Here is a 12033-nt window from a genome sequence, read left to right on the forward strand (position 1 = left end):
AAAAAACCTCCACTACTATGGAGGTTCATGATGAAGTGATCGCTTAATTTGAAATCTAAAATCTACTGTCTATATAATCAAGACAAGACTTTCGTTACCAGATCAGCGGCTTCTTTGAGTAGAATCGCGGAGTATACCTCCAATCCCGATTCGTCAATCAACTTTTTGGCCTCTTCGGCATTGGTGCCTTGAAGACGCACGATGATGGGGACCGGAATGTCGCCGATTTCCCTATATGCATCGATGACCCCTTGGGCAACACGATCGCAACGGACAATTCCGCCAAAGATGTTAATCAGGATTGCTTTTACATTCGGATCTTTGAGGATGATATTAAATCCTGCTTTTACCGTCTGTGCATTGGCCGTACCGCCTACATCGAGGAAGTTGGCTGGCTCGCCACCTGCGAGTTTGATGATATCCATCGTAGCCATGGCCAATCCGGCGCCATTGACCATACAGCCCACATTGCCATCGAGTTTTACATAGTTGAGGTTGGATTCACCTGCCTCCACTTCCGTGGGGTCTTCTTCCGTAACATCGCGCATGGCCGCATAGTCCGGGTGCCGGAACAAGCCGTTTTCGTCTAGATTTACCTTGGCATCTACGGCCAGTATTTTATCATCGGAGGTCTTTAGCACGGGGTTAATCTCAAACATGGATGAATCCGTGGCTTCGTAGGCTTGATAGAGGGCAGCTACAAATTTGGTCATTTCCTTGAGAGCTCCTCCATTCAACCCCAGGTTGAACGCTATCTTTCGGGCCTGGAACCCCTGAAGCCCGACCTTCGGGTCAATTTCTTCCTTGAATATCAGGTGTGGTGTCTTTTCGGCCACTTCCTCGATGTCCATCCCACCTTCGGTGGAATACATGATAATGTTACGGCCCCGCCCCCGATCAAGTAGGACGCTCATATAAAATTCCTTGGTATCGCTTTCACCAGGATAGTATACATCCTGTGCTATCAAAACCTTGTTAACCTTCTTGCCTTCCGGGCCGGTCTGTGGAGTTACCAGCTGCATACCGATGATATCGGAAGCACGTTGTTTCACTTCATCAAGGTTTTTTGCAAGTTTTACACCCCCACCTTTGCCTCGGCCGCCTGCATGGATTTGGGCTTTCACCACCACCCAATCCGAACTGTAATCTTCCTTCAATTTCTTGGCTGCCTCTACAGCTTGCTCTGGTGTTTCGGCCACTATGCCCTCTTGTACCCGCACACCGAAACCTTTCAGTATTTGTTTGCCTTGATATTCGTGAATATTCATTTGCGAAAAATTTGCCGTAAAAGTAGGGTTTTAATCGGGAACGGTCAAGCGATAAGCTTGGTATTTTTCAGGTAAGGCTGCGGATTTGCCCGCTTTATCTTTTGCGCCACTACATTGCTGCCGGAAACCCCGAAAAATTTCTACCTTCGCAACATGCTACAAGCAAACGGCATATACAAATCATATGGCACACTACCTATCCTGAAGGGAGTAGACCTACAGGTCGCAAAGGGGGAGATCGTCAGCCTCGTTGGTGCATCTGGCGCTGGTAAAAGTACATTGCTGCATATTGTCGGTACGTTGGATAAACCGGATAGCGGTACCGTAACCATCAATCGAACGGATATCAGTACGCTTAACGGCAAACAACTGAGCGCTTTCCGAAATGAGCATATCGGCTTTGTTTTCCAGTTTCACCACCTGCTGCCAGAGTTTACGGCATTGGAAAACGTATGTATCCCCGCTTTTATCAGGAAGGTGAGTAGGACCCAGGCTGAGCACCGAGCGATCGAATTGCTGGAGTTACTCGGTGTAAATCATCGCAAGAACCATAAGCCCAATGAATTGTCGGGAGGTGAGCAACAGCGGGTTGCAGTGGCGCGAGCGTTGGTCAATAGCCCTGCTATTGTCCTCGCTGATGAGCCATCCGGCAACCTCGACTCCGAGAATGCTACCGCTTTACATCAGCTGTTTGTAGAATTACGTAGCAAACTCGATCAAACATTTGTCATCGTGACGCACAATGAGGAATTAGCCAATATTGCTGACCGTACGGTGCATATCAAGGATGGCATGATTGAAGCAAATCAGGAATAATCAATATGGCGGGAGCGGTGCTGATTACTTGGGGTACAAGGCCCTTTGCACAGCGGGTGGCTAAGCTGTTGCCGGCAGCGCAGCCCGTGTTGTTTTGCGCAGCGGATGAGTTGCCCGAGGTACTGTTGCGTGCAGGCAATTACCTTAGGGCGCCACGGGCAGATTCGCCGGCTTTTGTGCATGAAATGCTCAGAATCTGCTTGGATAACAACGTCGAGAACCTGATACCGCTAGGCAGCAATGAGCTTTATGCAATGGCGGAGGCTCGACAACTTTTTTCCGAATATGGTATCGCCATATGGGTGCCCGAGGTAATCGACCTGGCGGAATTGGCAGTGATTGAAAACCCACCGCGACAGCTACCACTGCTGCTGCTCCACAAGGGCAATACAGTGACCGGCGCTCGCGAAGATGAACAGTATGATACGCTCTCCGGCGTTTTCACGCCATCGGATTCGGGTGACGAGTTGGCACTATGTTGCATAGCCGATTAACTGAGTGAAACGGTCTCAATGATGCCATTGCAATAAACATGATTAAACCAATCCGGTGTTTTTGATTCAAACCGATATATGTTAACATACGCGGATATCGATACCCATAAGAAAGCGCTGATATTTGAATTGGACGATGTGCTTTTTCCGAAAAGGGATTATTTGTTGCAGGTGTATTACCTGTTCGCTCATCTGCTCGAATATACCGAAACGGTACCTCCGGCAAATGAGCTTACAGGATTTCTCAAAACCGCCTATGAACACCACGGCGAAGAAGGCCTTTTTGAACGCGCTGCGGAAACATTTGCCATTGATCATAAGTATAAAGCCCACTTTGACCGCATGCATCTTACCGCCCAACTACCAGCGAAACTCTTGCTGTATCAACCCATGTTGGAACTGATGCAGGCATCGCACCAAAGCGGAAAGCGGTTGCTGATCCTGACGAAGGGAGACCCAACCATGCAACTGAATAAACTTCGGCAAGTGGAGTGGAATGGGTTGGATCGGATAATGAAAGTATATTTCCAGGAGGAATTGCAGGAGAAAGGGCATGATCCTTTTGGTTATTTATTGGGCGATAACGGGTTGCAGAAGTCGGAAGTGCTGTATATCCATGCTGAAAGCAAGCTAGTGTCTGCTATAGTACCGGGTATCGATTGCATGGGAGCAAAAAGTTTCTGGGAGAAACCGACCGCCCCGCCACATCAATCATATTAATAGAAATGAAGATAACACATATAAAATTCATTGCAGTTGCATTGCTATCTGGCAGCTTAATGGTGGGCTGTAGCCGGGAAACCGTCATGCCCGAGCTTGAACGCCCGACGCGCCCAGATACCGACGAAGACCTGTTGAAGGACTCTGTATACCATTATACGTATGGGTTTTACCTATGGCAGGCGGACTTGCCGAATTGGTTTGCTGACGTGCGCGGAAATACCAAGCGATACAACTCTGCGGACGCTGTATTGGAGACTTTAAAAGGATATGCCCGAGACGATGCCGGTAATGCGTATGACCGATTTAGTTTCCTGGATCGGTGGGGTACGGTAAATGCAGAAATTCAGCAGGGACTTGCCGGTAGCTTTGGGTTTGATGTGCGATACAACAGTGATACCGACCTTTATGTGAAGAAGGTCGATGCCGGTTCACCGGCTTATCAGAAAGGCCTCCGACGCGGCTGGAAAATCCTTAGTATCAATGGTAATAGTGACCTCTCCCCTGCATCTATGGAGCGGGATAATTTTACGTTTCTTTTTGGGGCATTGGATGCCGGCAGCATCAGCCTGTTGCTTCGGAAACCGGATGGCGATGAAGTTTCCGTAACCCTCGAGCGTGGAACATATCAGCTCCAACCGATATTGAACCAAAAGCGATATGATGTAGCGGGGAAAAAAGTAGGATATTTTGCGTTTGATATTTTTGTATCGACGCTTGATGATCGGGGTAACCCAACCTATGTGAAAGACCAGTTGGACAAATTGGTCGCGCAGTTTGAGGCAGATGGCATCCAGGAGTTAATCGTGGACCTGCGGTATAATGGGGGAGGTGCAGTGGTAACCGCGGAATACCTATCGAATCTGCTGGTGCCCTCAGCGGTCGGTAACGGCATCATGTACACCAATAAGGTAAATGCGGGACTTGACGATTTTTTGCTTGCCAACAACGTCAGGATTGATTTTTCCCCGGTTCATTTCAATAAGAGGAATTCGCTTAATCTAAGCCGGATCTATTTTTTGGTCACAGAGGGTACGGCCTCTGCAAGTGAATTACTGATCAATAACCTGAGACCACACATCGATGTGAAGCTCATCGGTGAGCATAAGACGTATGGAAAGCCGGTTGGCTATTTTAACTGGAATATATTGGGGGTTGACCTGTACGCGGTTTCTTTCCAGACCTTCAACGCTGCTGGATATGGCGACTATTTTTCGGGTATGACCGTGGACAAGGTGGTGTTTGATGACTTGACCAGGGATTTCGGCGATGCACAGGAAGATATGGTTGCAGAAGCGTTGCATTATGCGAGTCAAGGTGGATTTTCATCGGATGGCGCGGGCCTGCAAGCAACGGCACGAATGGGTATTGCGAAGCAAATGTCGGCCCCAATTAATCAAACGCTGGATAGGCACGGAAGGAAGGGGATGTACAATTTTGGCAAAAAGGCGAACCAATAAAGAACGTTTCGCGGAAGCAACCTGCTTACGTTAAAATTTAGTATATTGCGCTTTCCAACGGCTGTTGGAACTGGCCATTTAATAAGAAATCTGATGAAGGAAGGCAAACCTGCAACGATAAAGGAAATCGCAAGACGGCTGAAGATTTCACCTTCTACGGTGTCCCGGGCATTGAATGACCATCCTAGTATTGGGTTGGTAACGACAATGCGTGTCAAAAAAGTCGCCGCTGAAATGAATTATGAACCCAACCAAACCGCTATTTTTTTCAAGCAACGTAAAACATTTACCGTGGGCGTGGTACTGCCGAGCCTATCGGAGCCCTTTTTCTCCGCAGCGATCAGCGAAATAGAGAATGTGGCCAACGAAAGGAATTATACCGTCATCATGGGCCAGTCGCTCGATGATGCCGATCGCGAACTCCGTATCCTGCAGACCCTAAAAACACATCGAGTGGATGGCGTATTGATGTCGATTGGTAAAAATACCCGAGATTACCCCTTTATCGAACTACTTGAAGCTGCAGGCATTCCCATCGTATTCTTCGACTGCGTACCCGATTTGAATACCATTAATCGGGTGGTAAGTGATCTCGAAACCGGGATGTTGGAGGCTATCGATATTTTCGTTTCCTGTGGGCACCTTGCGATATCGCTCATCAATGGTCCCGTTCTTTTGCCCGCCAGTATCGAGCGCAAGAAAGCGTACCTCAAGGGGCTTAGCAAATGCGGTATTCCGTTTAGGGAAGAATATATCGTGAACACAGACCTTACGCCTGAAGGAAATGAGGCCGCCATCTCCCAATTGCTCGCCCTTTCCGACCGACCTTCTGCGGTGGTTTCTTTTAACGATTACGTGGCCTTGGATGTCATGAAGACCGTCCGTCAAAAGGGGCTTGCACTCAACCAAGATATCCATTTTATCAGTTATGCCAATTACCCGCTCTGGAAGTATATGGAGAACCCGCCAATGGCGTCCATAGAGCAATTTCCAGGAGAACAGGGAAAGAAAGCTGCTGAGTTGCTTTTTGAGCTGATTGATGCCGTAGAGCGCCCAGAACCGGTTAAGGTCGTGTTTAAATCCCGGTTGGTCAACCAAGTATCGTGACCGCCCCTGCTTCGGGAACCGATGGCAGGCATTAAGCTGCAAGCATATCACATACAGCCTAATACCTGCTATTTCGTGCTTTACAAGTGTATCACTTCGCCGTACGCATCTGCGGCAGCTTCCATAATGGCTTCGCTCATGGTGGGGTGCGGGTGTATGGCTTTGATTATTTCATGGCCAGTGGTTTCCAGCTTACGTGCCACCACCACTTCGCCAATCATCTCAGTAACATTAGCACCAATCATATGGGCGCCAAGAAACTCGCCGTATTTGGCGTCAAAGATAACCTTTACAAAGCCATCCTTCGCTCCGGCAGCACTGGCCTTGCCCGATGCGGAAAAAGGGAATTTGCCTACTTTGACGTCATATCCAGCATCCCGAGCGGCTTTCTCGGTGTACCCAACCGATGCGATCTCCGGAGCGCAATACGTGCAACCTGGTATGTTATTGTAGTCAATTGGCGATACCTCCATCCCTTTAATCTTCTCCACGCAGGTGATGCCTTCGGCAGACGCTACGTGTGCCAATGCCTGGCCTTTCACAATGTCGCCAATGGCATAAACGCCCTCAATATTGGTTTTATAGAAATCGTCGACCAACACGCGACCCTTGTCCGTCTTAACGCCTACTTCTTCCAAGCCAATGCCCTCGATATTGGGTGCGATACCTACAGCCGACAAAACGGTCTCTGCTTCAATGGTTTCGGTGCCCTTTGCTGTTTTGATTTGTACCTTGCACTGTTTGCCTGAAGTATCGACAGACTGTACTTCGGCGCTGGTGAGGATGCTTATCCCGGCCTTTTTAAGGCTACGCTCCAATTGTTTGGATACCTCCTCATCTTCCACAGGTACAACGCGATCGAGGTACTCGACGACGGTAACCTTGGTGCCAATGGCATTGTAGAAATATGCGAATTCAACGCCGATGGCACCGGATCCAACAACGACAATGGATTCAGGCTGCTTCTCAAGGTTCATCGCCTGGCGATATCCGATGATCCGTTTACCATCTTGATTAAGGTTGGGCAGCTCGCGTGAGCGGGCACCAGTGGCTAATATCGTATGCTTTGCACTGTATGTTTTAGTTGCGCCATCGCTGTCTTTTACTTCTACCTTCCCGCCTTTCGCGATTTTGGCAGTGCCCATGATCACATCGATCTTGTTCTTTTTCATCAGGAACTGGATTCCCTTGCTCATGCCTTCAGCCACTCCGCGACTACGCTTAACAATGGCGCTAAAATCTGCTTCGCCACCGCTTACTTTTATGCCATAATCTTCAGCATGATTGAGGTATTCAAATACCTGAGCGCTTTTAAGCAGTGCTTTGGTGGGGATACATCCCCAATTGAGGCAGATGCCCCCCAAGGATTCCCGTTCTACAATGGCCGTCTTAAAACCAAGTTGGGAAGCCCGAATGGCTGCTACATAACCCCCTGGTCCGCTTCCGATTACAATGATGTCGTAGTTCATATACCGATACTGTTTCTTAAGATTGATTCATCGTTTCTGTCGCTGCTCCGAACATGCCGGGGCGGCTACAAACTTACATATTTTTTTATTAACTACCCCAACGGTCACAATTCAGTCAAACCCGGTACGGTAGCGACTACGGGTTCGATAATTTGCCTAACTTGCCGCTCCAAATCGTTAATCATGAGTACGAATAAACAATTCCTGAACTGGTTTCGAAACATCGCCCTTATAGAGGGAATATCCATGGTGGTGTTGGTCACGTTTTCTGTGTTAAAGCGCACCACCGACTACGAGTGGGCCTTACTAGGGGTCAAGTATATCGGTTGGGCCCATGGTATCCTATTCATTGCATACGTATATCTGTTGTGGGCATGTGCGGACAAGTACAAATGGAAATTTGGCCGTGTTGTGCTGTTCTTTGTAGCCTCTTTGCTTCCATTTGCGCCATTTTTTGTAGAGCGGAAATTGCGACACGAAGGGTAAGTTATGGCTTGTCGCCCGCAAAGGCATAGGTAATCTCCGTTTTGCCGTGCGGTGCCGGGTTGCCATCACGATCCAGATTTACAAATACCAGTTTGTCTATGGTCAGGATGCTTTTCCGCGTAATCTTATTGCGTACCTGACAGGTAAGCGTAATGGATGTACGCCCGAAATGCGTAGCGGTGATGCCGAGTTCAATGATATCACCCTGTGTGGCCGAACTTACAAAGTTGATTTCGGATATAAACTTGGTTACCACAAGCGGGTTTCCCAATTGTACGATGGCGTAGATAACGGCCTCTTCGTCAATCCAGCGGAGCAAGGTGCCACCAAACAAAGACCCATTAGGATTGAGGTCCTCCGGTTTGACCCATTTGCGAGTATGGAAATTCATATGCTTTTTTACATATGGATGGCACGGTTTGCCGTTGCAGCAAGCGATGCTTCCCTGAATGCTTCAGTATAGGTGGGATGAGCGTGGCAAATCCGGGCAATGTCTTCGGCCGAGGCTCTGTACTCCATTGCCACCGTCGCTTCGGCGATCATATCTGCGGCTCGGGGACCAATCATGTGTACCCCCAATACTTCGTCGGTATTTGCATCGGCCAGCACCTTCACGAAGCCATCAGTGTCACCGCTGGCCTTGGCACGGCCGCTCGCCTTAAACGGGAACGAACCTGTCTTATACTTCAAGCCTGCTTCTTTTAGCTGTTCTTCGGTTTTGCCTACGCTGGCTACTTCCGGCCAGGTATACACCACACCGGGAATCAGGTTGTAGTCGACGTGCGGTTTCTGCCCAGCGATAAGCTCGGCAACGAAAACCCCTTCGTCTTCAGCCTTATGGGCTAGCATGGCCCCCTTGATGACGTCACCAATGGCATACACCCCCTGCACCGGGGTTTCTAGGTGTTCATTTACGGGTATTTTCTTTCCCCGCTCTTCCAGCGTGATGCCAATATTTTCCAAGCCTAGCCCTTCGGTATAAGCGGTGCGGCCCACGGCCACAATGCAATAATCGCCTTCCCATTTTACCGCTTCCCCTTTGGTATTTTCTGCAGCGACTGTTACTTTTTTTCCTTTGGTAGTCGCGCCGGTCACCTTGTGTCCAAGGTAGAATTCCATGCCAAGTGTTTTCTTCAATACGCGTTGCAGTTCCTTGCCGAGTCCTCCATCCATGGTTGGAATAATAGTCTTTTCGTACTCTACAACAGACACCTTTGCCCCCAAGCGCGCATATACCGAACCGAGTTCCAGACCGATAACACCACCACCGATAACAATGAGGTGTTTAGGGATCTCGGTCAATGTCAAGGCTTCCGTAGACGTAATAACCCTTTTCTTATCAATCGGGAGGAATGGTAAGGAGGTGGGCTTAGACCCCGAAGCGATAATGACATGTTTGCCGGTAATCTGTTCGGCTTTTCCGTCTGCTTTGGTCACCTTAATGGTGTTTTTGTCGACGAATGAACCAACACCGATGAAGCTGTCTATTTTATTCTTTTTGAAGAGGAATTCGATGCCGGCTACATTTTGGGCAATGACATCATCCTTTCGAGCTATCATTTGCTTCATGTCTACCGCGAGCTCACTTAGGTTAATGCCGTGTGCCGTGAAGTGGTGGGCAGCATTGTGATAATGTTCCGAAGAATCCAGCAACGCCTTGGAAGGAATACATCCTACATTTAGGCAAGTGCCTCCGAAAGTGTCGTATTTTTCTATAACGGCTGTTTTCAAGCCCAATTGTGCGCAGCGAATGGCGGCTACGTAGCCTCCGGGCCCGCTACCAATTACAATGACGTCGTATTGCATGTTGTGTAATGAAATTAGTCAATTCGATGACCCAAAGGTACATATTATTACACTGGGGTGGAAACGGAACAAAAAAAAGACAGCCGTTTGACTGTCTTTTCCGTAATCGCTTGCGGAGAATTTCTTATTCGGCTACGATTTTTCCCTGCATGACACCGTAGTGGCCAGGGAAACTGCAAAGGAAAGGATATACGCCTTTTTCCTCCAATGTGAATTCAATGGCATCCGTTTCGCCGGGGCCAAGTAGTTTGGTGTGGGCGATGATGGACGATGCGAAGGTAACCGGTATGTATTCGGTATCGACGGCCTTGATGGCTTCGCCACCTAAAGCGGGTAGGTCGGTTCCAGGTTGTACCACAACGACATTGTGGCCCATGGATTCCTTGGGCATCTCGCCAGCATTTTTAAATGTCAGTTTTATCGGTTGTCCAGCCTTGACCCGGAAAAGTGTCTTATTGTATTGCATCAAATCATTACCTTCCAGAGCCACCTCATTACTCACGGCAACATCTTCCAAACCGGGTATATCTACCGCAGGTGCTTGTTGCTCGGTCGTTGCCGCTGCTGTTTCAGTCGACTCTTCACTTTTCTGGTTGCCACCGCAGGCAGCGATAAAAACTGCGCCCGCTACCACGGGGACTAAAAAAATTTTTTTCATTTGTGTTTAAAATCTAATTTGTCAGATTATCCAATATAGCAACAGTGTAAGTATGCTGTTTGTTTGCGCTTCAAAGGTAGCTGAATTTGGAAAGGAACAAAAACGCATTTATCATTGAAATGTAAATTTAGTATTACGAATTGGTTTTATCTTTGGCCTGCGTCAACGTTTTGATGATTTGGTACAAGGATACGGGATCGAAGGGCTTCCCCACCACGGCGTCGGCACCGGCGGCGTACGCCGCCTGCTGTTCCCGTTGAAGCACCGAAGCCGAAATGGAGATGATGGGGACATTTCGGATGTGTTCACGCTGGTCGTTCCTGATTGCTCGAATGGCGTCAAATCCACTCATCACGGGCATGTGTGCGTCCATGAGAATAAGGCTATAGCTTATGTTTTCTACTTTGTCAAGCGCTTCTTTTCCGTTTTTTACCGTATCCACGGTAATCCCCCAGGTGTTGAGCATATGGGTGACCATGAAACTGTTTAATTCGTTGTCTTCAGCCAGAAGGATACGGATGCCGTCGAGCATTGGCAAATCCGTATATTGTTTTTTGTCCGACTTGGGTGCGGCTTCGGAAGCTTCTTCGTCAAACCAACATTGGAATACGAATTCACTGCCCATACCCAATTCACTGTAAGCGTGGATTTGTCCCTGGTGCAGGTTCACCAGTCGCTTTACAATCGCTAACCCCAGTCCGGTGCCGCCGAAACGCTTTGTAATGCCCTCTTCTCCCTGTTCAAACGAATGGAAGATTTTGTCGATTGCGTTGCTGTTAATACCGATGCCCGTATCTTTTACTGAAAATTGGATATGAACCCGTTGTTTCGATCGCTTCAGTAATTTTGTTTCCAATGTCACGCTTCCTTCCTCCGTGAATTTAATGCCATTTGAAATCAAATTACTCAGTATCTGGGTCAATCGTAGGGAGTCTGCAAGGATATGTTTGGGTAGCTTGTCGTCGTTAACAGCGTGAAAGGTTATGCCCTTCTGCTCGGCTTTGTAAGTGAATAGTTTGGTAAGCTCTTTAATGACTCCGGCAAGCGAGGTTTTGGCAAAGTCCAATCGCATTTTTCCCGAATCGATCTTAGAGAGATCCAAAATGTCATTGATGATGAGCAATAGTTGCTGTGAGGCATTTTCGAGGTAATCCAGCCACTCGGATTGTTCTTCATTGAGCGGCGAATTCCGAAGCATGGTGGTGATTCCCGTAATACCATTAATGGGGGTCCGGATCTCATGACTCATGTTGGCGAGAAAATTCTCCTTTGATTTACGAGCCAGGTCCGCTTCTTTTTTGGCCTTGACCAATTCCATGTGAGACCGTTCCAGCTCTTCGTTTTTCCGCTTAAGTTCCCGTTGAATGTATACTTGTTGCATAAACGATTTGACCTTGGCCACGGTGATATCCGGGTTAAGGGGTTTATACAGGTAGTCAATCGCCCCGCTATGTAGCCCTTTAAGTAAGAATTTATCTTCTTTGGATATGGCAGTAACCATAATGACCATGATCTGCCACGTTTTTGGGTTGCTTTGTAATAGGGAAACGAACTCAAACCCGTTGATTTCGGGCATCTGGACATCTACCAGCGCGATGGCAATATCTTGGTTCCAACAATAGCGAAGCGCTTCGTTGGGTGAAGTACTTCCCCAAATATCAAGATTGTCCACGTCTGCTAACAATGCCTTTAGACTCAATACGTTCTCCTCTTTGTCGTCTACGATGACTAACTTCAATTTCTCCATGG

The 12033-nt window shown here is 48.1% G+C and carries 12 protein-coding genes; 6 read left to right on the forward strand and 6 right to left on the reverse strand.

Annotated elements, in window-relative coordinates; all coding sequences use genetic code 11:
- Window positions 1–77: 77 nt before the first annotated feature.
- Window positions 78–1268, reverse strand: a complete 1191-nt coding sequence (gene sucC / locus IEV98_RS10230) for an ADP-forming succinate--CoA ligase subunit beta (RefSeq protein WP_188505739.1) — start codon at window positions 1266–1268, stop codon at window positions 78–80.
- Window positions 1269–1421: 153 nt separating this feature from the next.
- Between sucC and IEV98_RS10235 the strand changes: the two genes are divergently transcribed.
- The 5 genes from IEV98_RS10235 (at window position 1422) to IEV98_RS10255 (ending at window position 5865) form a co-directional block, all read left to right on the forward strand.
- On the forward strand, window positions 1422–2084 hold the full coding sequence (locus tag IEV98_RS10235) for an ABC transporter ATP-binding protein (RefSeq protein ID WP_188505740.1): 663 nt from the start codon (window positions 1422–1424) through the stop codon (window positions 2082–2084).
- Between the two features lie 5 nt (window positions 2085–2089).
- Entirely contained in the window at window positions 2090–2578 is a 489-nt protein-coding gene (locus tag IEV98_RS10240) for a hypothetical protein (protein ID WP_188505741.1), read from the forward strand.
- A 78-nt stretch (window positions 2579–2656) separates the two neighbouring features.
- Window positions 2657–3298, forward strand: a complete 642-nt coding sequence (locus tag IEV98_RS10245) for an HAD family hydrolase (RefSeq protein WP_188505742.1) — start codon at window positions 2657–2659, stop codon at window positions 3296–3298.
- Between the two features lie 5 nt (window positions 3299–3303).
- Window positions 3304–4758, forward strand: a complete 1455-nt coding sequence (locus IEV98_RS10250) for a S41 family peptidase (protein WP_188505743.1) — start codon at window positions 3304–3306, stop codon at window positions 4756–4758.
- 93 nt (window positions 4759–4851) lie between these two features.
- Window positions 4852–5865 carry a LacI family DNA-binding transcriptional regulator gene (locus IEV98_RS10255; RefSeq protein WP_188505744.1) on the forward strand — a complete coding sequence of 338 codons (1014 nt, stop codon included), beginning with the start codon at window positions 4852–4854 and terminating at the stop codon, window positions 5863–5865.
- Between the two features lie 80 nt (window positions 5866–5945).
- Here IEV98_RS10255 and lpdA (IEV98_RS10260) read toward each other — a convergent pair whose 3' ends face one another.
- Window positions 5946–7334: a dihydrolipoyl dehydrogenase gene (gene lpdA, locus IEV98_RS10260; RefSeq protein ID WP_188505745.1), complete on the reverse strand. Its 1389-nt coding sequence runs from the start codon at window positions 7332–7334 to the stop codon at window positions 5946–5948.
- 183 nt (window positions 7335–7517) lie between these two features.
- Between lpdA (IEV98_RS10260) and IEV98_RS10265 the strand changes: the two genes are divergently transcribed.
- A complete protein-coding gene (locus tag IEV98_RS10265; protein ID WP_188505746.1) occupies window positions 7518–7820 on the forward strand; it encodes a DUF3817 domain-containing protein in 303 nt (100 codons plus the stop codon).
- Window position 7821: 1 nt separating this feature from the next.
- Here IEV98_RS10265 and IEV98_RS10270 read toward each other — a convergent pair whose 3' ends face one another.
- The 4 genes from IEV98_RS10270 to IEV98_RS10285 all read right to left on the reverse strand — a co-directional run bounded on the left by IEV98_RS10270 (window position 7822) and on the right by IEV98_RS10285 (window position 12031).
- Window positions 7822–8211: an acyl-CoA thioesterase gene (locus IEV98_RS10270; protein ID WP_188505747.1), complete on the reverse strand. Its 390-nt coding sequence runs from the start codon at window positions 8209–8211 to the stop codon at window positions 7822–7824.
- Between the two features lie 8 nt (window positions 8212–8219).
- Window positions 8220–9626 carry a dihydrolipoyl dehydrogenase gene (gene lpdA / locus IEV98_RS10275; protein ID WP_188505748.1) on the reverse strand — a complete coding sequence of 469 codons (1407 nt, stop codon included), beginning with the start codon at window positions 9624–9626 and terminating at the stop codon, window positions 8220–8222.
- A 124-nt stretch (window positions 9627–9750) separates the two neighbouring features.
- Window positions 9751–10284 carry a plastocyanin/azurin family copper-binding protein gene (locus IEV98_RS10280; RefSeq protein WP_188505749.1) on the reverse strand — a complete coding sequence of 178 codons (534 nt, stop codon included), beginning with the start codon at window positions 10282–10284 and terminating at the stop codon, window positions 9751–9753.
- Between the two features lie 133 nt (window positions 10285–10417).
- Window positions 10418–12031 (reverse strand): hybrid sensor histidine kinase/response regulator, encoded by a 1614-nt coding sequence (locus IEV98_RS10285; protein ID WP_188505750.1) that lies wholly within the window; start codon window positions 12029–12031, stop codon window positions 10418–10420.
- Window positions 12032–12033 lie beyond the last annotated feature (2 nt).

This window comes from Parapedobacter pyrenivorans (assembly GCF_014636865.1).
Classification (GTDB): Bacteria; Bacteroidota; Bacteroidia; order Sphingobacteriales; family Sphingobacteriaceae; genus Parapedobacter; species Parapedobacter pyrenivorans.